Below are 24119 nucleotides of genomic sequence, written 5' to 3'. Positions count from 1 at the left end.
TCACCGGTCCGCCGCGCTCGTCGCGTCCTGGTCGGCCGCGGCCGCGGCGGACTCGGCCGCGTTCACCTTCTGCTGCATCTGCGCGTATCCCGAGGGCGCGCCGGAGGAGGCCGGAGCCTTCGGTGACGCGCCGTCGTGGTGCGCGCAGCCCGCGGTGAGCGCCACGAGCAGCGCCACCGCCGGCAGCACGGCAGAGCGGGCCCTCATCAGCCCGCCGCCTTGCCCTCGCCGTTGTCCTTGCACCAGGTGGAGACGGCGGCCAGGTCCTTCTGCCGCTGCTCCAGGGTCGTCACCAGCGACTTGCGGAAGTTCAGCCTGTCCTGGAGATAGGTGGCGATCGCGGTGTGGCCCGCCTTCTTCGCGTTGTCCACCCGCTTCTCCAGCCGGGCCACCGAGCCGCGCGTGCCCGCCCCGGCGTCGAGCCGCTTCAGGGCCCGTGCGATCCGCCGGTCGATCTTCGGCAGCCGCTTGCACAGCGACTTCGCCCCGTCGCCGGTGGGACCCGGTGCGGGGGTGCTGCCGGCGGCGGCCGCCGTGCCCGCCGTGCCCGCCAGGACGGCCGTCACGGCGAGCCCCGCGAGCAGCGTGCGCGTGTGGCGTCGTACGTACATCTGCCTCTCCGTTCACTTCCCGGGCGGCCTCGGTCGGCCGTCCGTCGCGACGGACGCTAGGCAGGGTCCTTGGGGAAACTCTGTGACCGGTTTGCGCCGGCTGTGCCGATCAGCCAGTCCCGCCGGTCGGACATGCCCGGCGGTTCGCCGCCGTCCACGGGCAGCCGTACCGCGAAGCGAGCACCCACGCCGTCCGGGCCGTCCGTCACGGCCACGCTCCCCCGGTGCAGCGCCGCCTGCTGCGCGACGAGCGTGAGGCCGAGTCCGGAGCCGGTGCTGTCCCGGCCGCGCTGGAACCGCTCGAAGACCCGGGACCGGGCCTCGGCCGGCACGCCCGGACCCTGATCGTCCACGGTGATCAGCACCTCGCCGGCACCGCCCCGGTCCACGGCCACCCGCACCCGGGCCCGGCCCGCCCGGTCCCGGCCGTGGGCCAGGGCGTTGGCCAGCAGGTTGTCCAGGAGCAGCCGCAGCCCCGGCTCCCAGCCGTGCATCGTGAGCCCGGGCGGCGCGTCCAGGGTGATCGCGGCGTCGGGCGCGCGGCGGCGGGCCTCGGCCACGGCCGCGTCGGCCACCTCGGACAGGTCGACGGAGCGGAACGCCTCCGCCTCCACCAGGTCGCCGCGCCCCAGCTCCCGGAGCATCACCAACAGGCCGAGCAGCCGGGCGTGTTCGCGGCGCAGATCGTCCATGACCTCGGTGCGGTCCGGCTCCGGCAGGTCGGGGTGGCCGGCGAGGATGTCGAGGTTGGTGCCCATGCTCATCAGCGGGGTGCGCAGTTCGTGCGCGGCGGCCGACGAGAAGGAGCGGGCGGTGTCCAGGGCCTCGGCGGTGCGCGCGGCCTGTTCGTCGTAGCGGGCCAGGACGGTGCGCACGGTGGCCGCCAGTTCGTCGACCTCGACCACGCCGGTCCGCCACTGGCCCAGCCGGGCACCGCTGGTGCGCGGGTCGAGGCCCGCGGTGCGGCGGGTGAGCCGGCGCAGCGGGGCGCTCGTACCGGTGGCCAGGCCCCAGGCGAGCAGCCCGGACAGCGGTGCGGCGAGGATCGCGGCGCCGACCACCCGGCGGCGGACGAGCGGGATCTGCACGCGTTGCGCGGTGTCGGGCGAGAAGAGCCACAGCGTGCCGGAGGCCGTCCCCGCGCGCAGCGGCCGGGCCAGGGCCCGCCAGGTGCGGCCGCCGGCGTGGACGACGGCGAAGCCGGACGTGCGGTCGGGCAGCGCCGCCGCGGGGTCGGGCTGGGGGCCGCCGCTGAAGGCCGAGTCCGGACCGACGACGCGTACGCCGACGTCGAGGGCCGCGTCGAACAGCTGCCGCTGCCGTGTGTCGGCGGCCTTGGGGCGGTCGTTCGCCGCGGCGCGCAGCAGGGATCGGGCGTCGGGGGCGAGGGCCGCCGCGCGCTTGCGCAGGTGCTGGTCCTCGGCCTTGCGCAGATCGCCGGAGACCAGGTGCAGCAGCAGCCAGCCGCCGGCCAGCACGAGCAGCGGGACGGTGCAGCCGACGGCCAGGCCGATGCGGGTGGAGAGCCTCACGGTGCGTCCCCCGGCTGCCGCGGCTCCTGCGGTTTTCCGGGCTCCCTGGGCTCCCTGAGGACGAAGCCGACGCCGCGGACGGTGTGGATGAGCCGGGGGCGGCCCCGGGTCTCCAGTTTGCGCCGCAGATAGCTGACGAAGGTGTCGACGGTGTCGGTGCGTACGTCGAAGTCGTAGCCCCACACCCGTTCCAGGAGCTGGTCGCGGGTGAGGACCAGCCCGGCGTTGCGGGCGAGCACCTCCAGCAGCTCGAACTCGCGCCGGGTCAGCTCCAGCGGGATGCCGTCACGCTCGGCGGTGCGGGCGTCCGGGTCGATCACCAGGCCGGCCGTGCGCAGCGGCGCCGTGCGGCCGGTGGCGGCCGGCGGGCGGCGGCGCAGCAGGGCGCGCAGCCGCAGCACCAGCTCCTGCAGGGCGAAGGGTTTGACGAGGTAGTCGTCGCCGCCCGCCTGGAGCCCGGCGATCCGGTCGGCGGTCTCGTCCAGCGCGGAGAGCATGAGCACGGGCAGGTCCCGGCCCGCGTCGCGCAGCCGGGTGCACACCTCGATGCCGCTCATGCCGGGCATCGACACGTCGAGGACGAGCACGTCCGGCGGGGCGTCCTCGATCGCGGCCAGCGCCCCGGGGCCGTCGGCGGCGGTCCGCACCACGAAGCCGCCGAGTCTGAGTCCGCGCTCCAGCGAGCGCCGGATCGCCGCGTCGTCGTCGACGACCAGCACCGCGCCGGACCCCGCCCCGTCAGTCATACGCCCTCCTCATCGTCCGGTCAGCGTACGGTCCTCCGCCTCACGCGCGGCAGTGCCGGCCGGTGCCTTCTTCGGCCACAGCAGATAGGTCAGGGCGATCACCCCGTGGATCCCGAGGACCCGCAGCGCGGCCCACTGCCAGGAGCGCAGCGGGCCGGTGGCGGTGCCGTCGCCGACGTACCAGATCGCGCACTGGAGCAGGGCGAGGGAGACGGCCGCCGCGAGCAGCGTGCGCAGCCAGAGCCGGCCTTCGTACCGGGCGCGGGCGAGGCCGTACCTGGGCGGCTTCGGGGGCCGGGGGGCGCCCGCGAGACGGTGGGCGGCGTGGCCGTCCAGCCAGGTGATCGTGGAGTGGCCGTAGGCGACGGTGAAGCCGATGTAGAGCGCGGCCAGGCCGTGCTCCCAGCTCGGCCGGGCGCCGCCGCGCAGGTCGACGGCCGTCGCGAGGAACAGCACGACCTCCAGCAGCGGTTCGCACAGCAGCAGCGCCACGCTGGTTCGGCGCCATTTCAGCAGGTAGCGGACGGCCAGTCCGGCCGCCAGCAGTACCCAGAACGCCACCTCGCAGGCGATGACCAATCCGACGACCACGGCTCGCTCCTTCCCGTCACCCTCCCAGCCTCGCCGCCGTTCTGTCCGCTTTCGTCGTCTGCGGGGGCGACCTCGCCGTAAACGAAAGTTGCAGTTCGGGACCCTTCTCAAGGACCAGGCGGGGACCGGGCCGAGCGTGTTGGATGGACCCATGGCACGAGCGCTCGCCCGCCCCCACTCCGACGACCTGCGCATCGCGCTGGGCGGACTGCTCGGCGGGGTGGTGCTGTGGGCGCTCGGGATCCATCCGCGCACCGCCTCGGACCCGCTGGTGCTGTGGCACGCGGCCTGGGCCCCGCTGGTGCCGCTGGCGGTGACGGCCGCGTGCGAGCCGCTGCGCCGCTCCCGGCCCCGGCTCGGCGTGTTCGTCGGCACGCTCGCGCTGACCCTGGACACGGTGACGCTGGGCAACGTCGTCACCGTCGTCATGTACACCGACCTGATCTACGCGTCGGTCCTGTACGGCGACCCCGCCTCGGCCCGCCGCGTCCCCTGGATCACCGGGATGCTGACGGTGCTCGGCGGTGTCGTGCCCGCGGCGATCTGGCGCGATCCGCAGGCGCTGCTGATCGGTGTGGGGATCGGTGTGGTCGCGTTCGCGCCGGCGGCGACCGGCTGGGTGGTGCGCAACCACCGTGACGCCGCCGAGGCGGCCCGGCTGCGCGCCGAACAGACCGCGCTGCTCGCCGAGATGGACCGCACCCAGGCGGTCACGGCCGAACGGTCGCGGATGGCACGGGAGTTGCACGACATGGTCGCCAACCACCTGTCCGCGATCGCCATCCACTCCACGGCCGCGCTGTCGCTCGACGACGCGCGGACCTCCCGGGACGCCCTCACGGTGATCCGGGAGAACAGCGTGGAGGGGCTGGCCGAGATGCGCCGGCTGATCGGTATCCTGCGGGACAGCAGCGGCGACCTGGAGCCCGCGGCCACCCCGACGCTCGACGGCCTGGCCACGCTGGTCAAGGGCGCCCGCGCCAACGGGCTGGACGTCCGTCTCGCGGACGGCCACGGCCGGGTTCCGGCGCCGGTGGAGCTGGCCGCGTACCGGATCGTGCAGGAGTCGCTGACCAACGCGCTGAAGCACGCGGCCGAGGGGCCCGTCGAGGTCTCGCTGCGGCAGGAGGAGAGCACGTTGCACGTCCGCGTGACCAGCGCCTACCGGCGTGGTGACACCCCGCGCGCGCCCGGCTCGGGCTCCGGGCTCACCGGGATGCGGGAGCGGGCCGCACTGCTCGGCGGCACCTTCGAGGCAGGGCCCGGAACAGGCCCCGGCATCGACCGCTGGACCGTACGCGCCACCCTCCCCCTCGACCGGGAAAACCCCGCATGACCCACACCCCGCACACCCGCGCCGCCGGCCACCGGCCCCCTCCCCGCCCGGGACGTGCGCGCCGCGCTGCCGTGCGCCGAAGGAGACCCGCATGACCGCCCCCGCCATCCGGGTCCTCGTCGCCGAGGACCAGTCCGCCGTGCGCGCCGGGCTCGCGCTGATCCTGCGCAGCGCGCCCGACATCGAGGTGGCCGGCGAGGCGGCGGACGGCGAGCAGGCGGTGGAGCTGGCCCGGGAACTGCGGCCGGACCTGGTCCTGATGGATGTGCAGATGCCGCGCCTGGACGGGGTGTCGGCGACCCGGGCCATCGTCGCGGAGGGCCTCGCGGACGTGCTCGTGCTGACCACGTTCGACCTGGACGAGTACGTCTTCGGGGCGCTCAGGGCGGGAGCGTCCGGGTTCCTGCTGAAGCACACCGAGGCACGGGACCTGCTGGAGGCGGTGCGGACGGTGGCGCGCGGCGAGGGGATCGTGGCCCCGGCGGTCACCCGTCGGCTGATCGCCGAGTTCGCCGCCGTACCGGCGCACGCGGCGACGTCCGACCCGGCCGTGCTGGAGGCGCTGACCCGGCGCGAGCGCGAGGTGCTGTCGTGCATCGGCGAGGGCCTGTCCAACGCCCAGATCGCCGAGCGGCTGGGGATGGCCGAGGGCACGGTGAAGACCCACGTCAGCCGGCTGCTGGGCAAGCTGGGGCTGCGCAGCCGGGTCCAAGCGGCCGTACTGGCGCAGGAGTTGGGGATCTAGCCGGGCTGTCGGAGCCGGGTCCTGCGAATTGGTCCAGACCTATTGACCCGTGGTCCAGACCTTTCTACTCTCGCAGCACCATGGGCGTGAAGGCTCAGTCATGCCCACGACACCCCCATACATTCCCCGATACGGAGGAGGCGCACCATGCGCTTCAGACACAGAGCCGCGGCAGGCTTCGCGACCCTGTTGCTCCCCCTGGCCGGCCTCGTCGGACTCGCCGACCCGGCCCATGCCGCGACGGCCGAGGCCACGGCGAGCTTCACCAAGACCACCGACTGGGGAACCGGCTTCGGCGGCCAGTGGACCATCAAGAACACCGGCTCCAGCAGCATCAGTTCGTGGACCGTCGCGTGGGACTTCCCCTCCGGCACGTCCGTCACCTCGGCCTGGGACGCGGACGTCACCAACTCCGGCAACCACTGGACCGCCAAGAACAAGTCCTACAACGGCACCCTCGCCCCCGGCGCCTCCGTCTCCTTCGGCTTCAACGGCTCGGGCCCGGGATCACCGAGCAACTGCACGCTCAACGGCGGCAGTTGCGACGGCGGTACGACCGTCCCCGGCGACAACCCGCCCTCCGCGCCCGGCACCCCGACCGCCTCCGGCGTCACCGACACCTCGGTGAGGCTCAGCTGGGGCGCAGCCACCGACGACAAGGGCGTCAAGAACTACGACGTCCTGCGGGACGGCAAGGTCGTCTCCACCGTGACGACGACCTCGTACACGGACACCGGTCTGACCGCCGGCACCGACTACTCCTACACCGTGCAGGCCCGCGACACCGCCGACCAGACCGGCCCGGTCAGCGGCGCCGTCGCCGTCCACACCACCGGCGGTGGCTCCACTCCCCCGACCACCGGCGACAAGGTCAAGCTGGGCTACTTCACCGAGTGGGGCATCTACGGCCGCAACTACAACGTCAAGAACCTGGTGACGTCCGGCTCGGCCGCGAAGATCACGCACATCAACTACGCCTTCGGCAACGTGACGAACGGCCAGTGCGCGATCGGTGACGCCTACGCCGACTACCAGAAGACGTTCACCGCCGACCAGTCGGTCAGCGGCGCGGCGGACACCTGGGACCAGCCGCTGGCCGGCAACTTCAACCAGCTGCGCGAGCTGAAGGCCAAGTACCCGAACCTCAAGATCCTGTGGTCCTTCGGCGGCTGGACCTGGTCCGGCGGCTTCGCGCAGGCGGCGGCCAACCCCACCGCGTTCGCGGACTCCTGCTACAACCTGGTCAACGACCCGCGCTGGGCCGACGTCTTCGACGGCATCGACATCGACTGGGAGTACCCGAACGCCTGCGGCCTGTCCTGCGACACGAGCGGGGCCGCGGCTTTCAAGAACGTGCTGTCCGCGCTGCGCGCCAAGTTCGGCAGCAGCAAGCTCGTCACGGCCGCGGTCACCGCCGACGGCTCGGCCGGCGGCAAGATCGAGGCCGCCGACTACGCCGGGGCCGCGCAGTACGTCAACTGGTACAACGTGATGACGTACGACTTCTTCGGCGCCTGGGACGCCCAGGGCCCGACCGCCCCGCACTCCCCGCTCACCTCGTACTCCGGCATCCCGAAGGCGGGCTTCACCACCGCCGACGCGATCGCCAAGTACAAGTCCGTCGGGGTGCCGTCGAGCAAGCTGCTCATCGGCATCGGGCTGTACGGCCGCGGCTGGACCGGCGTCACCCAGGACGCCCCGGGCGGCACGGCCACGGGCCCGGCGGCCGGCACCTACGAGCAGGGCATCGAGGACTACAAGGTGCTCAAGACGTCCTGCCCGGTCACCGGCACCATCGCGGGCACGGCGTACGCGCACTGCGGCAGCAACTGGTGGTCGTACGACACCCCGTCCACCATCGCCGGGAAGATGAGCTGGGCCAAGTCCCAGGGGCTCGGCGGCGCCTTCTTCTGGGAGTTCAGCGGTGACACCAGCGACGGCGAGCTGGTGAACGCGATCAGCAGCAATATGTAAGGCGCTACCTGCAAGAGGGCTCTAAGCGACGTTGACGCTCCCCCAGACTTCGTCCGGGGGGGGGACCCCCACCCAGCGAGTGAATGTGGCTACGCCACATTCACTCGCTGTCCGGGCGGGGCTGCCTCCAGCCACGCGAGAAATCCGGTCAGCGCGTCTTCGCTCATGGCGAGTTCGAGGCGGGTGCCCCGATGCGTACAGGCGAGGACCACCGCGTCGGAGAGCAGCGCCAGCTCCTCCTCGCCCTCGGGCAGCCGGCGCCCGGCCACCTCGATGGCGGCGCGCTCCAGGGTGCGGCGCGGGCGGAAGCCGTAGGAGAAGACGCGGTACCACTCGATGCGGTCGCCGTTGTAGCGGGCGACGCCGTAGCTCCAGCCCTTGCCGCTGGCGTCCGGGGGCTCGGCCACGTCCCAGCGCAGGGAACAGTCGAAGGTGCCGCCGGAGCGCTGGATCAGTCTGCGGCGCAGTCCGAACAGGAACAGTCCCGCCACCACGAGCGCGACCACGACCCCGCACACAGTCAGAGCGAGGATCATCGGCACCGACCTCCTCGTCTCCCAGGTAGCGGAACTGCTTCTGTTACTGAGTAATGAAACTTAAAAAACACCCACATCTGCCTCAGCCGCGACCGGCACCGGATTGCTCCGGGCCGGCCGCGGCTGAGTGACGTCATACGGCAGCCGTGCTGTGGACTCAGCTCGCCGCCGCCGCACGAAGGCGGACATCCGCGCGGCGCTCGGCGGCGGCGTCGCCCTCCGCCTTCGCACGCTCCAGCTCCCGCTCCGTGCGCTGGACATCGATCTCGTCCGACAGCTCGGCGATCTCGGCCAGCAACGACAGCTTGTTGTCCGCGAACGAGACGAAACCGCCGTGCACCGCGGCGACGACCGTTCCACCATCACTCGTACGGATGGTCACCGGGCCCGACTCCAGCACACCGAGCAGCGGCTGGTGACCGGGCATGACGCCGATGTCGCCGGACGTGGTGCGCGCGACGACCAGGGTGGCCTCGCCGGACCAGACCTCTCGGTCGGCCGCGACCAGCGCGACGTGCAGCTCAGCAGCCAAGGTGGCTCCTCGGGTCACCACCCGGCGGTTGTGCCGGGTGTTGGTTACAAGTCTAGTGGGCGTGGATGAGGGGGCGGGACGCGCCCGCCCCCTCACACGAACTCAAGGAGTTCACACGAACTCAGGGAGTTCAGGAGACGCCCAGCTCCTTGGCGTTGGCCTTGAGGTCCTCCAGGCCACCGCACATGAAGAACGCCTGCTCCGGGAAGTGGTCGTACTCGCCGTCGCAGATCGCGTTGAACGCCGCGATCGTCTCGTCCAGCGGGACGTCCGAACCGTCCACGCCGGTGAACTGCTTGGCGACGTGGGTGTTCTGGGACAGGAAGCGCTCCACGCGACGGGCACGGTGGACGACGAGCTTGTCCTCCTCGCCGAGCTCGTCGATACCGAGGATCGCGATGATGTCCTGGAGGTCCTTGTACTTCTGCAGGATGTTCTTCACACGCATGGCCGCGTTGTAGTGGTCCGCCGCGATGTAGCGCGGGTCCAGGATCCGGGACGTCGAGTCCAGCGGGTCCACGGCCGGGTAGATGCCCTTCTCGGAGATCGGACGGGAGAGCACCGTCGTCGCGTCGAGGTGGGCGAAGGTGGTCGCCGGGGCCGGGTCGGTCAGGTCGTCCGCGGGGACGTAGATCGCCTGCATCGAGGTGATCGAGTGACCGCGGGTCGAGGTGATGCGCTCCTGGAGGAGACCCATCTCGTCGGCCAGGTTCGGCTGGTAGCCCACCGCGGAGGGCATACGGCCGAGCAGGGTCGAGACCTCGGAACCGGCCTGCGTGAAGCGGAAGATGTTGTCGATGAAGAACAGCACGTCCTGCTTCTGGACGTCACGGAAGTACTCGGCCATGGTGAGGCCGGCCAGCGCGACGCGCAGACGGGTGCCCGGGGGCTCGTCCATCTGACCGAAGACCAGGGCGGTCTTGTCGATGACGCCCGAGTCGGACATCTCCTCGATCAGGTCGTTGCCCTCACGGGTGCGCTCGCCGACACCGGCGAACACGGAGACACCGTCGTGGTTGTTGGCGACACGGTAGATCATCTCCTGGATGAGCACCGTCTTGCCGACGCCGGCGCCGCCGAACAGGCCGATCTTGCCGCCCTTGACGTACGGGGTGAGCAGGTCGATGACCTTGACGCCCGTCTCGAACATCTCGGTCTTCGACTCAAGCTCGTCGAAGTTCGGGGCCTTGCGGTGGATGCCCCAGCGCTCGCCGTCGTACGTCTCGTCGACGTTCAGCACCTCACCGAGGGTGTTGAACACCTTGCCCTTGGTGAAGTCGCCGACGGGCACCGTGATGGAGTTGCCGGTGTCCGTCACCGGGGCCTGGCGGACCAGACCGTCGGTGGGCTGCATGGAGATGGTGCGGACCAGGCCGTCACCCAGGTGCTGGGCGACCTCCAGGGTCAGCGTCTTCTTCTCGCCTGCGTTCGCCGGGTCGGCGACCTCGACGTGCAGGGCGTTGTAGATCTCCGGCATCGCGTCGACGGGGAACTCCACGTCGACGACCGGGCCGATGACCCGGGCGACGCGGCCCGTAGCCGTCGCGGTCTCAACAGTGGTGGTCATTTATCGGTCACTCCCCGCGGTCGCGTCGGCCAGGGCGCTCGCGCCACCGACGATCTCGCTGATTTCCTGGGTGATTTCGGCCTGGCGGGCCGCGTTGGCAAGACGGGAGAGCGTGTTGATCAGCTCGCCCGCGTTGTCGGTGGCCGACTTCATCGCGCGCCGCGTGGCGGCGTGCTTCGAAGCGGCCGACTGGAGCAGCGCGTTGTAGATGCGGCTCTCCACATAGCGCGGCAGCAGGGCGTCGAGGACGTCCTCCGCCGAGGGCTCGAAGTCGTACAGCGGCAGGATCTCGCCCTTCGGCGCCTCCTGCGCGACCTCTTCGAGACGCAGCGGAAGGAGCCGGGCGTCCAGCGCCGTCTGCGTCATCATCGAGACGAACTCGGTGAAGACGATGTGGAGTTCGTCCACGCCGCCCTCGGCCGTCTCCTTCTCGATGGCCTCGATCAGGGGCGCCGCGACCTTCTTGGCGTCCGCGTACGACGGCTCGTCCGTGAAGCCCGTGAACGACTCCGCGATGGTGCGCTCACGGAAGTTGTAGTGGGCGACACCGCGCCTGCCGACGATGTACGTGTCGACCTGCTTGCCGTCGCGCTCCAGGCGCTCGGTGAGCTGCTCCGCCGTCTTGATGGCGTTGGAGTTGAAGGCGCCGGCCAGACCGCGGTCGCTCGTGAGGAGCAGGACCGCGGCACGGGTCGGGTTCTCCGTCTCCGTGGTGAGCGGGTGCTTGGTGTTCGAACCCGTGCCGACCGCCGTGACCGCGCGGGTCAGTTCCTGCGCGTACGGCGTGGAGGCCGCCACCTTGCGCTGCGCCTTGACGACGCGCGAGGCGGCGATCATCTCCATCGCCTTGGTGATCTTCTTGGTCGCGGTGACGGATCGGATGCGACGCTTGTAGACCCGGAGCTGGGCTCCCATGAGTCAGGTCCCTTCCTTACGTCACTTGGCGGCAGCGGCCGGAGAGTCCTCGCCGAGCAGCTTGCCGTCCGAGGTCTCGAACTGCTTCTTGAACTCCGCCACGGCGTCGTCGACCGCCTGGATCGTGTCGTTCGACATCTTGGCGCCCTCCTTGATGGAGGTCATCAGGCCCTGGTGCTTCCGGTGCAGGAAGTCGATCAGTTCCTTCTCGAAGCGGCGGATGTCGGCGACCGGGACGTCGTCCATACGGCCGTTGGTGCCGGCCCAGACGGAGACGACCTGGTCCTCGGTGGCCATCGGCTGGTACTGGTCCTGCTTCAGCAGCTCGACCATGCGCGAACCGCGCTCCAGCTGCGCCTTGGAGGCCGCGTCCAGGTCCGAACCGAAGGCGGCGAACGCCTCCAGCTCACGGAACTGGGCGAGGTCCACACGCAGACGGCCGGAGACCTGGCGCATCGCCTTGTGCTGCGCGGAACCACCGACTCGGGAGACGGAGATACCGACGTTCAGCGCGGGGCGCTGACCGGCGTTGAACAGGTCCGACTCCAGGAAGCACTGGCCGTCGGTGATGGAGATGACGTTGGTCGGGATGAACGCCGAGACGTCGTTGGCCTTGGTCTCGACGATCGGCAGACCGGTCATCGAACCGGCGCCCATGTCGTCGGAGAGCTTGGCGCAGCGCTCCAGCAGGCGGGAGTGCAGGTAGAAGACGTCACCCGGGTAGGCCTCACGGCCCGGCGGGCGGCGCAGCAGCAGGGACACGGCGCGGTAGGCGTCGGCCTGCTTCGAGAGGTCGTCGAAGATGATGAGGACGTGCTTACCCTCGTACATCCACTGCTGACCGATGGCCGAACCGGTGTACGGCGCCAGGTACTTGAAGCCGGCCGGGTCGGACGCCGGGGCGGCGACGATGGTCGTGTACTCCAGGGCGCCGTTCTCCTCCAGCGCGCGGCGCACGCCGGCGATGGTGGAGCCCTTCTGGCCGATGGCGACGTAGATGCAGCGGACCTGCTTCTTCGGGTCGCCGGTGCGCCAGTTGTCACGCTGGTTGATGATCGTGTCGACGGCCAGGGCGGTCTTGCCGGTCTGGCGGTCACCGATGATCAGCTGACGCTGACCGCGGCCGATCGGGGTCATCGCGTCGACGGCCTTGTAGCCCGTCTCCATCGGCTCGTGCACCGACTTGCGCTGCATGACCGTGGGGGCCTGCAGCTCAAGGGCGCGGCGGCCGGACGTCTCGATCTCGCCGAGGCCGTCGATCGGGTTGCCGAGCGGGTCGACTACACGGCCGAGGTAGCCCTCGCCCACCGCGACGGAGAGGACCTCACCGGTGCGCGTGACCGGCTGACCCTCCTCGATGCCGCTGAACTCACCGAGGACGATGGCACCGATCTCGCGCTCCTCAAGGTTGAGGGCGAGGCCGAGGGTGCCGTCCTCGAACTTCAGCAGTTCGTTGGCCATGGCCGAGGGAAGACCCTCGATCTTCGCGATGCCGTCGCCGGCAAGGGTGACCGTACCGACCTCCTCGCGCGAGGCCGCGTCCGGCTTGTACGACTGGACAAAGTTCTCCAGCGCGTCCCGGATCTCCTCCGGCCGGATCGTGAGCTCCGCCATCTGGGTTCCCTGCTCTCCTTGTTGGGCCCGAAGTTTCACTTTGGGGGTCTGGGGGCGACCCCCAGGATTCTTCTGCACGGCCCAACCAGGGCCGTTCTGAGTACTACTGCTGTTCTCGAATACCGAGCGTCAGCTCGCCATGCGGCGGGCGGCGTCCTCCAGCCGGTCCGCGAGGGAGCCGTTGATGACCTCGTCACCGACCTGTACGCGGATACCGCCGACGACCTCGGGGTCCACGTCCAGGTTGAGGTGCATCCGCCGGCCGTAGAGCTTGGCGAGGGCGGCGCCGAGGCGCTGCTTCTGGCCGTCACTCAGCGGCACCGCCGAGGTGACGACGGCGACCATGCGGTCCCGGCGGTCGGCGGCCAGCTTGGACAGGGACTCCAGTCCCGCTTCCAGGCTACGTCCACGCGGCGCGGTCACGAGGCGCGCGACCAGACGCTCGGTGGCGGGCTTGGCCCGTCCGCCCAGCAGCCGGTGCAGCAGCTCGGTCTTGGCCTCGGCGCCGGCGGCGCGGTCGGTCAGCGCGGCGCGCAGCTCGGTGCTGGAGGAGACGATCCGGCCGAACCGGAACAGCTCGTCCTCGACCTCGTCCAGGTTGCCCCGCTTGTCGGCGGCGGTGAGGTCGGCGATGTTCGCCAGCTCCTCCAGCGCGTCGACCAGGTCGCGGGACTGCGACCAGCGGGCGCGGGCCATCCCGGACACCAGGTCAGCGGTGGGACCGCTGACCTGGCCGCCGATCAGGCGCTGGACCAGCTCCGCCTTGGCCTCCGCCTGCTGCGCCGGGTCGGTGAGGGCCCGGCGCAGGCCGGCCTCGCGGTCGAGCAGCGCGGTGACGGCCGCCAGCTCGTCGGCGAGCTGAGCAGCGTCCACCGACGTGGAGTCCGTCAGCGCGTCGAGACGCTCACGGGCGGCAGCCAGGGCCTCGCGGCTCGCTCCGTGCATGGCCGTCATCGAGTCGCCTCGGCCTTCTCCTCAAGCTCGTCGAGGAAACGGTCGATCACACGGCTCTGGCGGGCGTGGTCCTCAAGGGACTCGCCGACGAGCTTGCCGGCCAGTTCGGTGGCGAGCTTGCCGACGTCCTGACGCAGGGTCTGGGCGGCGGCCTTGCGGTCGGCCTCGATCTGGGTGTGGCCCGCGGTGACGATCTCCTCGCGCTGCCGCTGGCCCTCGGCCCGCATCTCGGCGATGAGCGCGGCACCCTGCTCCTGCGCCTCCTGGCGCAGGCGCGCGGCCTCGTGCCGGGCCTCGGCGAGCTGAGCCTTGTACTGCTCAAGCACGCTCTGGGCCTCGACCTTCATGGCGTCGGCCTCTTCGATACCGCCTTCGATCGCCGCTCGGCGCTCCTCCAGAACCTTGTTGATGTTCGGAAGCAGCTTCTTCCAGAAGAAGAAGAACACGATGGCGAAGGCGATGGTGCCGACGAGCAGCTCGGGACCGGCGGGGACGAGCGGGTTCTGCTTCGTCTCCTCGGCCGCCAGCTGTGCCAGGTTGGCGATCACATCAGTGCCTTTCGTCGAAACGTGTCGGTGGGAGGTTGATTACCGACCGAACACGAACGGCATAACGATGCCGATGAGGGCGAGCGCCTCGCAGAAGGCGAAGCCGAGGATCTGGTTGGCGCGGATCAGACCGGCGGCCTCGGGCTGGCGGGCCAGGGCCTGGGTGCCGTTACCGAAGATGATGCCGACGCCGATGCCGGGGCCGATGGCCGCAAGGCCGTAGCCGATGGAACCGAGGGAACCGGAGACGCCGGCGGCGAGGTCGATGGCAGCGGACATGCCGTTTCTTCCTTCTCTTTTACGGACCGGTGGGGGTTGGCCACCGGACGACTGGGGTTTTGGGGCGGGTGGTTCGGCTCAGTGGTGCTCGGCGAGAGCGCCCTGAATGTAGGAGCAGGCCAGCAGCACGAAGACGTATGCCTGGACGGCCTGCACGAAGAGCTCGAAGAGGATCATGGCCATGGTCATCAGGAACGACACACCGGCGCCCACGACCAGCCAGCTGTTGAGCAGGTACCAGGAAGCCACGGTGAACATGACCAGCATCAGGTGACCGGCGAACATGTTGGCGAAGAGTCGCACCGCGTGCGTGAACGGGCGGACCAGCAGGTTCGAGAAGAACTCGATGACCATGACGAGCGGCAGCACGGCGCCGAGCGACTTGTCGTAGCCCGTGACGTTCTTGAAGAAGCCGACGAAGCCGTGCTTCTTGAACGTGAGCGCGACCCAGGTGATGTAGACGATCGCGGCCAGCACCATCGGGAAGGCGATCACCGAGGACACCGGGAACTGTGCCAGCGGGATCACGGACCAGACGTTCATGAGCCAGACGAAGAAGAAGAGGGAGACCATGAGCGGCACCCACTTCTCGCCCTCGCGCTTGCCGAGGGTCTCGTACACGATGCCGCGGCGCACGAAGTCGTAGCCGGCCTCACCGACCATCTGCAGCTTGCCCGGGACGACCTTGGCCTTGCCGAAGGCGGCCGAGAAGAAGACGACGATGAGCAGCGTGGTGACGAGCGCCAGCAGCATCACCTTGTTGAACTCAAAGCCCCCGACCGTGAAGAGCGGCTTGAACAGGAAGGAGTTCAGGCCCGGGGCCGGGAAGCCGCACCCGTTGTCGGACATGATCCGACAACTCCAGTCAAAGGCGAGCTGGGTCTGGTCAGCACTCACCGCGGGCTCCTTCGGCGTGACGCATGGGTACGGCAACCTCGTTGTGTCGGCGCGGCGCGTGGCCGCGGATCGGCACCGGACTGGTGTTACGGATGTGGGGGCGGCTGGGGGGCGTCGAGCCTCGCCATTGAGCAGGCGTCAGCTCGGCTGCCCGCGCCCGCGATGCCGCAGTTGGCACCGGACGATAGCAGGAGATCTCACAAGCCTTTATCCCGCCCCTACCTCTCACGACGACGGCCCTGTCTTCGAGGGCTTCTCGCTCTTCTCGGAGTCCGGATCGACGTAGAAGATCTTGGCCTTCATGTGCGCGCGAGCCTGCGCGGCCATCCACACGACGGTCGCGACGACGAGCGCCACGGCGAACGTCTTCGGATTGAAGAGAGAGGTGTCCTTGAAAACAGCGACGAAGATCAGGAGGAGAAGCAGCTGGGCCACGTAGAGCAACAGGCCCATCATCTGGAACAGCTGCGGGAGCGTTTTTGCCGTCCATTGGAGGACGTAGAGGCCGACTCCCATGAAAACAATGGCCAGCAGCGTGCCTACACCCGCGCCGAGCGCACCCTTGCCCCCCGCGACCGCTGCGCTCACGGCGACAGTGATCACGCCTGCGACCGCTGTGGGCACAGCGATCTGCAGAAGGTTCCGGGCGTCTTTGGACGGCATGGCGGCAACTCCGCTTTCACAAGGGGGCAGGGTGTCGTCATGGACGAGCGTAGTCCCGGGCTGAGTGATCGAGACCTCACACCAATGGACCGTCGCACTACGGTCCTTCGGCTCTATCCGGGGTTCTCGTGAACCGTATCACAAACTATTTGATGAGGTCTTTACCCGCTTGGTGTGCTTGCTGTCACACATGAGAGTGACAGTGCGCGTCTGTGCAAAAATGGCGCCCACTTGTCTGGTATTAGGGGGCTTTGGTCCCCCACGAGTTGGCAATGCTCTCGTCAGATTCTTACCTTGTGCGTCTCAGTGACGATCAACAAAACGCGAACGAGGGCCAATGGCGGTCGCCCCGTTGACGCCCGCGATCCCGGCCGTGACCGGCGCCCGTTCGGTGGTCTCCTCCGCCTCCCGGGCCGCCCCCGCCACGGCGGCCTCGGCCGCCTCGGCGGCCCGGCGCCGCCTGCGGTAGCGGGGCGGCACGAAGGCCTGCGCCCACACCGGCACACGCGGGGTGAAGCGCGGGAGCAGCAGCAGGACCAGTCCGATCGCGCTGAGGAAGACGACGCCGAGCACGATCCACATGGACGCCGAGTTCACCGAGTAGGCGAGGGCGCCGAAGGCGATCAGGGCCGACCAGAAGTACATGATCAGCACGGCCCGGCTGTGCGAGTGGCCGATCTCCAGCAGCCGGTGGTGCAGGTGCCCGCGGTCGGCGGCGAACGGCGACTGGCCGCGCCAGGTGCGGCGGACGATCGCGAGGACCAGGTCGGCGGCCGGCACGGCGATGATCGTCAGCGGGAGGAGGAGCGGGATGTAGACCGGCACGGTCGCGTGCACCGCGGCCCTCTCGGAACCCACGTACAGGCCCAGCGCGTCCGGGTCCAGCTGACCCGTGATCGAGATCGCGCCCGCGGCCAGCACCAGGCCGATCAGCATCGAGCCCGAGTCGCCCATGAAGATCCGCGCGGGATGCATGTTGTGCGGCAGGAAGCCCAGGCACATGCCCATCAGGATCGCCGAGAACAGGGTGGCCGGGGCGGCCGCCTCGATGCCGTACGAGTACCAGATCCGGTAGGCGTACAGGAAGAACGCGCCGGCCGCGATGCAGACCATGCCGGCGGCGAGGCCGTCCAGGCCGTCCACGAAGTTCACCGCGTTGATCGTGATGACGACGAGGGCGACGGTGAGCAGGGTGCCCTGCCACTGGGTCAGCGCCACGTTGCCGACGCCGGGGACGGGCAGCCACAGGATCGTCAGACCCTGCATGACCATGACGCCCGCGGCGATCATCTGGCCGCCCAGCTTGATCAGCGCGTCGATCTCGAACTTGTCGTCCAGGACGCCGATCAGCCAGATCAGGGCCGCGCCGGAGAGCAGGGCCCGCGGCTCGTTGGACTTCTCGAAGACCTCGTTGAGGCCGGTCAGGTGGTCCGCGACGAGCAGGCCCGCGCACAGGCCGAGGAACATGGCGATACCGCCGAGCCGCGGAGTCGGTTCCCGGTGCACGTCACGGGCCCTGATCTCCGGCATCGCCCCGGCCACGATCGCGAACTTCCGCACCGGCCCCGTCAGCAGGTACGTCACCGCGGCCGTGATGCAGAGCGTCAGCAGGTATTCACGCACGGGCTTCCCCACAGGTCTCGCTGGCCATCACAGCCCCACACCCTAGCGATGGACGTATATGGATGGGGACTTCCGGGTAGCGACGATGGTTGCACGTGTGGCTGTGGTGTACGGCGCACATGGGGGTGTACGGCCCGACGCCTGCCCCGGTTCAGGCCGGATACGGCGGAAAATCACCGGTCAGTTCCCGCACCTCCTCCCGCGCCCGGGCCGGCTCGACGGTGCCCCGCAGCACCCCGGCCATCAGTGCCGCGATCCGGGCCATCTCCGGCTCGCCCATGCCCTGGGTGGTCACCGCGGCCGTGCCCAGGCGCAGCCCGCGGCCGTCGTCGTGCGGCAGCACACAGCAGTCCAGAACGATCCCGGCGGCGGCGAGGCGGCCGCGGGCGGTGCGGCCGTCCACACCGAGCGGGGCGGGGTCGACGGTGATCAGATGGGTGTCGGTGCCGCCGGTGGTGACCGTGAAGCCCTCGGCCTCCAGCAGCGCGGCCAGCGTCCTGGCGTTGGCGACCACCCGGTGGACGTACGCGGCGAACGCCGGGGTGGCCGCCTCGCCGAACGCGACGGCCTTGGCGGCGATGGTGTGCATCTGGGCGCCGCCCTGGGTGAAGGGGAACACGGCCCGGTCGATCCGCTCGGCCAGCTCGGGGGTCCCGCACAGGATCATGCCGCCGCGCGGCCCGCGCAGCACCTTGTGCGTCGTCGCGCACACGACATCGGCGTACGGCACCGGGTTCGGCGCCGCTCCCCCGGCGACCAGCCCGATCGGATGCGCGGCGTCGGCGATCAGATAGGCCCCGACCTCGTCGGCCACCTCGCGGAAGAAGGCGTAGTCGAAGTGGCGGGGGTAGGCGATGGACCCGCACACGATCGCCTTGGGCCGGTGGTTGCGCGCCAGATGGCGCACCTGGTCGTGGTCGATGAGCCCGGTCTCGGCGTCGACGCCGTAGCCGACGAAGTCGAACCAGCGGCCCGAGAAGTTCGCGGGCGAGCCGTGCGTGAGGTGACCGCCGGAGTGCAGGCCGAGGGCGAGGACGGTGTCCCCGGGGCGCAGCAGGGCGGCGTAGGCGGCCAGGACGGCCGAGGAGCCCGAGTGGGCCTGGACGTTGGCGTGCGCGGCCCCGAACAGCGCCCTGGCCCGCTCCACGGCGAGCCGCTCGGCGATGTCGACCAGTTCGCAGCCGCCGTGATGGCGGGCGCCGGGATAGCCCTCGGCGTACTTGTTGGCGAGCGGCGAGCCGAGCGCGGCCAGCACGGCGGGCGAGGTGAAGTTCTCGGCGGCGATCAGCTGGAGCGACGTCGACTGCCGGCGCAGCTCGCCCAGCAGGATCTCGGCCAGCTCGGGGTCCTGTTGCCGCAGGACATCGGTCGGGAGGGCAGAGGTGACCGACATGACGGGCTCCCGGGCGGTCGACGGTGACGTAAACCCAATGTAGGCCCGCCGCGCGCCCCCCGCGCGACCGTTACACCCGCGTGTATCCCTTATGTCCGAGTGGCCACGCCGGTCAGCGCCGTCACCACCGGGTCCAGCGCCTGGTGTATCTCGCCCCCGACGGACCGGAAGAACGGCAGCGGGGCGCCGTACGGGTCGTGCACCTCGTCCGCCTCCGCCGTGGGCGCGAGCAGCCACCCCCGCAGCGCCGCGGCCGCCCGCACCAGCGCACGGGCGCGCATCACCACACCGTCCTCCAGCGGCGGCAGCGTGGCGGGGTCTATCGCGCGGACCAGCCGGGTGAACTCCTTCAGCGTGAACGTCCGCAGCCCCGCCGAATGCCCCATCGAGATCACCTGCGCCCGGTGGTCCCGCGTGGCCGTGAGCACCAGGTCGGCCCTGATGACGTGCTCGTCCAGCAGTTCCCGGCCGCAGAAGCCCGAGGCGTCCGCGCCGAACTCGGCCAGCACCGCCTCCGCGTTGGCCTCCATCGGGGCGCCCTCGTGGCCCCAGGTGCCCGCGCTCTCCACGATCAGCCCGCCGCCGAGCACGCCGAGCCGCTCCGCGACGAAATGGCGGGTCAGCCGCTCGGTGATGGGCGAGCGGCACACGTTGCCGGTGCTGACATGGAGGATGCGGAAGGTGTCGCGCGGAAAGCCGAACGTCGTGGTCGTCTCCGCCGCACTGGCCCCGATGCCTATGCCACGCCCCGCTTCAGGGGCCGTCAATTCGCCACCTCAAGGTCAGGTACGACCTTCCGCAGCTCCTCCGCCGAGATCGCGCCCTCGCGCAGCAGCACGGGCACGGAACGGCTGACGTCCACGATGGACGACGGCACGATGCCGGGGGTCGGGCCGCCGTCGAGGTAGACGGAGACGGAGTCGCCGAGCATCTCCTGGGCCGCGTCGCAGTCCTCCGGCGCGGGGTGCCCGGTGAGGTTCGCCGACGACACCGCCATCGGGCCGACCTCGGTGAGCAGCTCGATCGCGACGGGGTGCAGCGGCATGCGGACGGCCACCGTGCCCCGGGTGTCGCCGAGGTCCCACTGGAGCGAGGGCTGGTGCTTGGCGACGAGCGTGAGGGCGCCCGGCCAGAACGCGTCGACCAGCTCCCAGGCCAGCTCGGAGAAGTCCGTGACGAGGCCGTGCAGGGTGTTCGGGGAGCCGATGAGCACAGGAGTGGGCATGTTGCGGCCCCGGCCCTTGGCGGCGAGCAGGTCGGCGACGCCCTCCGAGGAGAACGCGTCGGCGCCGATGCCGTAGACCGTGTCGGTCGGCAGCACCACCAGCTCGCCCCGGCGGACGGCGGACGCGGCCTCGCGCAGACCCGTCGCGCGGTCGGTCGCGTCGTTGGTGTCGTATCGCCGTGCCATGTCTAGCGGGCCTCCTCGTACACGTACAGCCGGATGAAAATCGTCGGGGTGCTCACGGCAGCGCCTTGCGGGCGGTCGCGAACCGGGGGCGGTTGTTGAGGTCGGGGTGGTCGGCCGCGTCGGCCCAGCCCCGCTCCTCGGTGAAGATCCACGGCACCTGGCCGCCCTGGGTGTCGGCGTGCTCGATCACGACGACCCCGCCGGGGCGCAGCAGCCGGTGGGCGGTGCGCTCGATGCCGCGGATCAGGTCGAGGCCGTCCTCACCGGAGAAGAGAGCCAGCTCCGGGTCGTAGTCGCGGGCCTCGATGGCGACGTACTCCCACTCGGTGAGCGGGATGTACGGCGGGTTGGAGATGACCAGGTCGACCTGGCCGTCGAGGTCGGGGAAGGCGGTCAGGGCGTCGCCCTGGCGCAGGTCGACCCTGGAGCCCGCCACGTTCTTGCGGGTCCACACCAGGGCGTCCTCGGACAGCTCCACGGCGTGCACCCGCGAGCGCGGGACCTCCTGGGCGAGGGCCAGCGCGATGGCGCCGGAGCCGGTGCACAGGTCCACGATGCACGGCTCGACGACGTCCATGGCGCGCACGGCGTCTATGGCCCAGCCGACCACGGACTCGGTCTCCGGCCGGGGCACGAACACGCCCGGCCCGACCTGGAGTTCCAGGTAGCGGAAGTAGGCCCGCCCGGTGATGTGCTGGAGCGGCTCGCGCTGCTCGCGCCGGGCGATGACCTCCCAGTACCGGGCGTCGAAGTCGGCGTCCTTCACGGAGTGCAGTGCGCCGCGCTTCACCCCGTGCACGAACGCGGCCAGCTCCTCCGCGTCGTTGCGCGGCGAGGGCACGCCGGCGTCGGCCAGCCGCTGGGTGGCCTGGGCCACCTCCGCGAGCAGCAGGTTCACGCGAGTCCTCCGTGTCGTACTGGGTCGAGCGTTGATGCCTTTATGCAGCTGCCAGCTTCGCCGCCGAGTCGGCGTCGACGCAGGCCTGGATCACCGCGGCGAGGTCGCCGTCCAGGACCTGGTCCAGGTTGTACGCCTTGAAGCCGACGCGGTGGTCCGAGATGCGGTTCTCCGGGAAGTTGTAGGTGCGGATCTTCTCGGAGCGGTCGACGGTGCGGACCTGGCTGCGGCGGGCGTCCGCGGCCTCCCGCTCGGCCTCCTCCTGCGCCGCGGCGAGCAGCCTGGAACGCAGGATACGCAGGGCCTGCTCCTTGTTCTGGAGCTGGCTCTTCTCGTTCTGGCAGGAGGCGACGACGCCGGTCGGCAGGTGCGTGATGCGCACCGCGGAGTCGGTGGTGTTGACGGACTGTCCGCCGGGACCGGAGGACCGGTAGACGTCGATACGGAGGTCGTTCGGGTTGATCTCCACGTCCACCTCCTCGGCCTCGGGGGTCACGAGGACACCGGCGGCGGAGGTGTGGATACGGCCCTGCGACTCGGTCGCCGGCACGCGCTGCACCCGGTGCACACCGCCCTCGTACTTCAGCCGCGCCCACACGCCCTGGCCGGGCTCGGTGGCGCCCTGGCCGCCCTTGGTCTTCACCGCGACCTGGACGTCCTTGTAGCCGCCCAGCTCGGACTCGGTGGCGTCGATGATCTCGGTCTTCCAGCCGACGCGCTCGGCGTAGCGCAGGTACATGCGCAGCAGGTCGCCGGCGAACAGCGCCGACTCGTCGCCGCCCGCGCCCGCCTTGATCTCCAGGATGACGTCCTTGTCGTCACTCGGGTCGCGCGGGACGAGCAGCAGACGCAGCTTCTCGGTCAGCTCCTCGCGCTGCTTCTCCAGGTCCTTGACCTCGGCGGCGAAGTCGGGGTCGTCGGCGGCCAGCTCGCGCGCGGTCTCGATGTCTTCGCCCGACTGCTTCCAGGAGCGGTACGTGGCGACGATCGGGGTCAGCTCGGCGTAGCGCTTGTTCAGCTTGCGCGCGTTCGCCTGGTCGGCGTGGACCGACGGGTCGGCGAGCTGCTTCTCCAGATCGCCGTGCTCGGTGACGAGTTCCTCGACGGCCTCGAACATCTTGGGCTCCTGTACTGCGGTGAAGGGAAGGGCGGGCGACCAAAAACGCCGGTCCCGGGCACACCCCGGGGAGGGTGTGGCCGTGGACCGGCGAATGGGGGCTCGCTACTTCTTGGAGCCGGCGGCAGCCTTGCCGAAGCGGGCCTCGAAGCGGGCCACACGGCCACCGGTGTCGAGGATCTTCTGCTTGCCCGTGTAGAACGGGTGGCACTCGGAGCAGACCTCGGCCCGGATGGTGCCGGACTCGATGGTGCTGCGGGTGGTGAACGACGCGCCACAGGTGCAGCTGACCTGCGTCTCGACGTACTCGGGGTGGATGTCGCGCTTCAAGGTGTCTCCTAGGTTCCGGGAGGGCGCCGGGTCGCCGCCGCGGGATGCGGGAGCGTGAACCGGAGCCGACGTACCAGTCTGCCAGGACTGGCGCCATCCCCCAAAACCGGGGGTGCTCGTCATCTATTCCCCGGGGGCGGCGCCGGCGACGGGAGAGGGGGAATCACCCCTCAGGAGCTCACCACGCCCTTGGCCTCGCCCGCGGCCGTACCCTCCGTCGCCGACTTCGGGATCGGCCGGTCGTTCTTCAGGGCGGACCAGACCTGCTGGGCCTTGGCGGTCTCCAGGACCACCCGGTTGGGGTCGGCCGGGTCGTACTGCACCGGCATCGTGACCATGTCCATGTGCTTCGCGCTGACACCCTTGAGGCCGTTGGCGAAGTCGATGAGGGAGTTGACCGAGCCCAGGTCCGAATCGGTGGTCACGGCCTTGGTGGCGGTGTCGGCGAGGTCGTAGAGCTTCTTGGGGTTGCTGAACACGCCGACGTTCTTGACCTGGTCGAGCAGCGCCTTGACGAACGCCTGCTGGAGCTGGATGCGGCCCAGGTCGGAGCCGTCGCCGACGCCGTGCCGGGTACGGACGAGGCCGAGGGCCTGTTGGCCGTTCAGGGTGTGGGCGCCGGCCCGGAGGGTCAGGTGGCTCCGCGGGTCGTCGATGTTCTTCGTGGTCGTGACCGGGACGCCGCCGAGGTCGTCGATGAGCCGCTGGAAGCCCTCGAAGTCGACCTCCAGGTAGTGGTCCATGCGGATGCCGGAGAGCGACTCGACGGTCTTCACGGCACAGGCCGCGCCGCCGGTGGAGTACGCCTCGTTGAACATCACGCCGGTCGCGGCCGGGTGCGCGGTGCCGGCGGTGTCGGTGCATGAGGGGCGGTCGACGAGGGTGTCCCGGGGGATGGAGACGACGCTGGCCTTCTTGTGGCCCTCGTAGACGTGGACGATCATCGCCGTGTCGGAGCGGGCGCTGCCGTCGTCGGTGCCGCCGCCGAGCTTCTTGTTGGAGCCGGAGCGGCTGTCCGAGCCGAGGACCAGGATGTTCTCGGAGCCGTTGTCGACCTTCGTGGGCCGGTCGGCACCGAGCGCCTGGTTGATGTCGACGCTCTTGAGGTTGCCGTTGAGCTTGAAGTAGACGTACCCGGCGCCGGTGCCGCCGAGGACGACCACGCCCGCGGCCGTCCAGGCCGCGACCCGCAGCGCCCTGCGGCCCTTGCTCGGGGCCTTGCGGCGGCGTCCCCTGCCGGTGCGGGGGCCCGCCCCGTCCGGCTCGGCTATGACGGGCTCCGGCGTGCTCTGGGCGGACACATCGCT

The 24119-nt window shown here is 70.4% G+C and carries 26 protein-coding genes; 3 read left to right on the top strand and 23 right to left on the bottom strand.

What is annotated here, in order from left to right; translation table 11 throughout:
* From AC4OXY_RS32275 to AC4OXY_RS32255, 5 genes are read right to left on the bottom strand one after another with little or no spacing between them, the layout of a single operon-like run.
* Positions 1-207 carry a hypothetical protein gene (locus AC4OXY_RS32275; protein ID WP_071380873.1) on the bottom strand — a complete coding sequence of 69 codons (207 nt, stop codon included), beginning with the start codon at positions 205-207 and terminating at the stop codon, positions 1-3.
* Complete coding sequence (locus tag AC4OXY_RS32270; RefSeq protein WP_402065960.1) at positions 207-611, bottom strand: hypothetical protein; 405 nt, start codon at positions 609-611, stop codon at positions 207-209. Before AC4OXY_RS32270 ends, AC4OXY_RS32275 begins: the two co-directional genes overlap by 1 nt.
* Before the next feature lie 56 nt (positions 612-667).
* A complete protein-coding gene (locus tag AC4OXY_RS32265; RefSeq protein WP_376288895.1) occupies positions 668-2143 on the bottom strand; it encodes a sensor histidine kinase in 1476 nt (491 codons plus the stop codon).
* Positions 2140-2889 carry a response regulator transcription factor gene (locus AC4OXY_RS32260; protein ID WP_491991492.1) on the bottom strand — a complete coding sequence of 250 codons (750 nt, stop codon included), beginning with the start codon at positions 2887-2889 and terminating at the stop codon, positions 2140-2142. The genes AC4OXY_RS32265 and AC4OXY_RS32260 overlap by 4 nt, the downstream gene beginning before the upstream one ends.
* Positions 2890-2898: 9 nt before the next feature.
* Complete coding sequence (locus AC4OXY_RS32255; protein ID WP_356027760.1) at positions 2899-3480, bottom strand: hypothetical protein; 582 nt, start codon at positions 3478-3480, stop codon at positions 2899-2901.
* Positions 3481-3631: 151 nt separating this feature from the next.
* On the opposite strand from AC4OXY_RS32255, the gene AC4OXY_RS32250 reads away from it, so the two are divergent.
* From AC4OXY_RS32250 to AC4OXY_RS32240, 3 genes are all read left to right on the top strand, one after another.
* Complete coding sequence (locus AC4OXY_RS32250; protein ID WP_362818756.1) at positions 3632-4816, top strand: sensor histidine kinase; 1185 nt, start codon at positions 3632-3634, stop codon at positions 4814-4816.
* A gap of 91 nt (positions 4817-4907) precedes the next feature.
* Positions 4908-5561 carry a response regulator gene (locus AC4OXY_RS32245; protein ID WP_356027757.1) on the top strand — a complete coding sequence of 218 codons (654 nt, stop codon included), beginning with the start codon at positions 4908-4910 and terminating at the stop codon, positions 5559-5561.
* 147 nt (positions 5562-5708) lie between these two features.
* Positions 5709-7535 carry a glycosyl hydrolase family 18 protein gene (locus AC4OXY_RS32240; protein ID WP_376288891.1) on the top strand — a complete coding sequence of 609 codons (1827 nt, stop codon included), beginning with the start codon at positions 5709-5711 and terminating at the stop codon, positions 7533-7535.
* 89 nt (positions 7536-7624) lie between these two features.
* On the opposite strand, the gene AC4OXY_RS32235 is transcribed toward AC4OXY_RS32240, so the two are convergent.
* From AC4OXY_RS32235 to AC4OXY_RS32150, 18 genes are all read right to left on the bottom strand, one after another.
* Positions 7625-8071 carry a DUF2550 domain-containing protein gene (locus AC4OXY_RS32235; RefSeq protein ID WP_071385887.1) on the bottom strand — a complete coding sequence of 149 codons (447 nt, stop codon included), beginning with the start codon at positions 8069-8071 and terminating at the stop codon, positions 7625-7627.
* A gap of 157 nt (positions 8072-8228) precedes the next feature.
* The gene (locus AC4OXY_RS32230) at positions 8229-8603 is read right to left on the bottom strand and encodes a F0F1 ATP synthase subunit epsilon (protein WP_356027752.1); all 375 of its coding nucleotides are present in this window, start codon (positions 8601-8603) and stop codon (positions 8229-8231) included.
* 130 nt (positions 8604-8733) lie between these two features.
* Positions 8734-10170, bottom strand: a complete 1437-nt coding sequence (atpD, locus tag AC4OXY_RS32225; RefSeq protein WP_376288890.1) for a F0F1 ATP synthase subunit beta — start codon at positions 10168-10170, stop codon at positions 8734-8736.
* Positions 10171-11085 carry a F0F1 ATP synthase subunit gamma gene (locus AC4OXY_RS32220; protein WP_356027747.1) on the bottom strand — a complete coding sequence of 305 codons (915 nt, stop codon included), beginning with the start codon at positions 11083-11085 and terminating at the stop codon, positions 10171-10173.
* Between the two features lie 21 nt (positions 11086-11106).
* Positions 11107-12699, bottom strand: a complete 1593-nt coding sequence (gene atpA / locus AC4OXY_RS32215; protein ID WP_376288889.1) for a F0F1 ATP synthase subunit alpha — start codon at positions 12697-12699, stop codon at positions 11107-11109.
* Positions 12700-12828: 129 nt separating this feature from the next.
* Positions 12829-13644: a F0F1 ATP synthase subunit delta gene (locus AC4OXY_RS32210; RefSeq protein WP_376288927.1), complete on the bottom strand. Its 816-nt coding sequence runs from the start codon at positions 13642-13644 to the stop codon at positions 12829-12831.
* 5 nt (positions 13645-13649) lie between these two features.
* Positions 13650-14201 (bottom strand): F0F1 ATP synthase subunit B, encoded by a 552-nt coding sequence (locus tag AC4OXY_RS32205; RefSeq protein ID WP_356027740.1) that lies wholly within the window; start codon positions 14199-14201, stop codon positions 13650-13652.
* A 39-nt stretch (positions 14202-14240) separates the two neighbouring features.
* Positions 14241-14480 (bottom strand): ATP synthase F0 subunit C, encoded by a 240-nt coding sequence (atpE, locus tag AC4OXY_RS32200; protein ID WP_009190636.1) that lies wholly within the window; start codon positions 14478-14480, stop codon positions 14241-14243.
* Between the two features lie 78 nt (positions 14481-14558).
* On the bottom strand, positions 14559-15377 hold the full coding sequence (gene atpB / locus AC4OXY_RS32195) for a F0F1 ATP synthase subunit A (RefSeq protein ID WP_491991491.1): 819 nt from the start codon (positions 15375-15377) through the stop codon (positions 14559-14561).
* Between the two features lie 225 nt (positions 15378-15602).
* A complete protein-coding gene (locus tag AC4OXY_RS32190) occupies positions 15603-16040 on the bottom strand; it encodes a Cg1360 family ATP-synthase-associated protein (protein WP_491991490.1) in 438 nt (145 codons plus the stop codon).
* 303 nt (positions 16041-16343) lie between these two features.
* Positions 16344-17663, bottom strand: coding sequence for an MraY family glycosyltransferase (locus tag AC4OXY_RS32185; protein WP_356027735.1), 1320 nt, complete (start codon positions 17661-17663; stop codon positions 16344-16346).
* A gap of 151 nt (positions 17664-17814) precedes the next feature.
* Positions 17815-19056 carry a serine hydroxymethyltransferase gene (gene glyA / locus AC4OXY_RS32180; protein ID WP_362818749.1) on the bottom strand — a complete coding sequence of 414 codons (1242 nt, stop codon included), beginning with the start codon at positions 19054-19056 and terminating at the stop codon, positions 17815-17817.
* Positions 19057-19145: 89 nt separating this feature from the next.
* The gene (locus AC4OXY_RS32175; protein ID WP_356027730.1) at positions 19146-19823 is read right to left on the bottom strand and encodes an arsenate reductase/protein-tyrosine-phosphatase family protein; all 678 of its coding nucleotides are present in this window, start codon (positions 19821-19823) and stop codon (positions 19146-19148) included.
* Complete coding sequence (locus AC4OXY_RS32170; RefSeq protein ID WP_071376449.1) at positions 19820-20467, bottom strand: L-threonylcarbamoyladenylate synthase; 648 nt, start codon at positions 20465-20467, stop codon at positions 19820-19822. Before AC4OXY_RS32170 ends, AC4OXY_RS32175 begins: the two co-directional genes overlap by 4 nt.
* Before the next feature lie 52 nt (positions 20468-20519).
* Complete coding sequence (gene prmC / locus AC4OXY_RS32165) at positions 20520-21365, bottom strand: peptide chain release factor N(5)-glutamine methyltransferase (protein ID WP_071376450.1); 846 nt, start codon at positions 21363-21365, stop codon at positions 20520-20522.
* Positions 21366-21405: 40 nt separating this feature from the next.
* The gene (prfA, locus tag AC4OXY_RS32160; RefSeq protein WP_356027728.1) at positions 21406-22482 is read right to left on the bottom strand and encodes a peptide chain release factor 1; all 1077 of its coding nucleotides are present in this window, start codon (positions 22480-22482) and stop codon (positions 21406-21408) included.
* A 105-nt stretch (positions 22483-22587) separates the two neighbouring features.
* On the bottom strand, positions 22588-22812 hold the full coding sequence (gene rpmE, locus AC4OXY_RS32155) for a 50S ribosomal protein L31 (protein WP_019326867.1): 225 nt from the start codon (positions 22810-22812) through the stop codon (positions 22588-22590).
* 170 nt (positions 22813-22982) lie between these two features.
* A complete protein-coding gene (locus tag AC4OXY_RS32150; RefSeq protein ID WP_356027725.1) occupies positions 22983-24113 on the bottom strand; it encodes an LCP family protein in 1131 nt (376 codons plus the stop codon).
* Between the last annotated feature and the right edge of the window lie 6 nt (positions 24114-24119).

Source organism: Streptomyces sp. HUAS MG56 (genome assembly GCF_058673395.1).
Note: the sequence above shows the minus strand (reverse complement) of the source record. Positions and strands in the feature narration are given on the sequence as shown.

Bases quoted from the DNA above. Each gene is read 5' to 3' on its own strand.
- prfA (WP_356027728.1), bottom strand. From the start codon at position 22,482: ATGTTCGAGGCCGTCGAGGAACTCGTCACCGAGCACGGCGATCTGGAG.
- AC4OXY_RS32220 (WP_356027747.1), bottom strand. From the start codon at position 11,085: ATGGGAGCCCAGCTCCGGGTCTACAAGCGTCGCATCCGATCCGTCACC.
- AC4OXY_RS32235 (WP_071385887.1), bottom strand. From the start codon at position 8,071: ATGATCCTCGCTCTGACTGTGTGCGGGGTCGTGGTCGCGCTCGTGGTG.
- AC4OXY_RS32260 (WP_491991492.1), bottom strand. From the start codon at position 2,889: ATGACTGACGGGGCGGGGTCCGGCGCGGTGCTGGTCGTCGACGACGAC.
- AC4OXY_RS32270 (WP_402065960.1), bottom strand. From the start codon at position 611: ATGTACGTACGACGCCACACGCGCACGCTGCTCGCGGGGCTCGCCGTG.
- AC4OXY_RS32250 (WP_362818756.1), top strand. From the start codon at position 3,632: ATGGCACGAGCGCTCGCCCGCCCCCACTCCGACGACCTGCGCATCGCG.
- AC4OXY_RS32275 (WP_071380873.1), bottom strand. From the start codon at position 207: ATGAGGGCCCGCTCTGCCGTGCTGCCGGCGGTGGCGCTGCTCGTGGCG.
- atpD (WP_376288890.1), bottom strand. From the start codon at position 10,170: ATGACCACCACTGTTGAGACCGCGACGGCTACGGGCCGCGTCGCCCGG.
- atpE (WP_009190636.1), bottom strand. From the start codon at position 14,480: ATGTCCGCTGCCATCGACCTCGCCGCCGGCGTCTCCGGTTCCCTCGGT.
- glyA (WP_362818749.1), bottom strand. From the start codon at position 19,056: ATGTCGGTCACCTCTGCCCTCCCGACCGATGTCCTGCGGCAACAGGAC.
- AC4OXY_RS32170 (WP_071376449.1), bottom strand. From the start codon at position 20,467: ATGGCACGGCGATACGACACCAACGACGCGACCGACCGCGCGACGGGT.
- atpA (WP_376288889.1), bottom strand. From the start codon at position 12,699: ATGGCGGAGCTCACGATCCGGCCGGAGGAGATCCGGGACGCGCTGGAG.
- AC4OXY_RS32190 (WP_491991490.1), bottom strand. From the start codon at position 16,040: ATGCCGTCCAAAGACGCCCGGAACCTTCTGCAGATCGCTGTGCCCACA.
- AC4OXY_RS32210 (WP_376288927.1), bottom strand. From the start codon at position 13,644: ATGCACGGAGCGAGCCGCGAGGCCCTGGCTGCCGCCCGTGAGCGTCTC.
- AC4OXY_RS32245 (WP_356027757.1), top strand. From the start codon at position 4,908: ATGACCGCCCCCGCCATCCGGGTCCTCGTCGCCGAGGACCAGTCCGCC.
- AC4OXY_RS32240 (WP_376288891.1), top strand. From the start codon at position 5,709: ATGCGCTTCAGACACAGAGCCGCGGCAGGCTTCGCGACCCTGTTGCTC.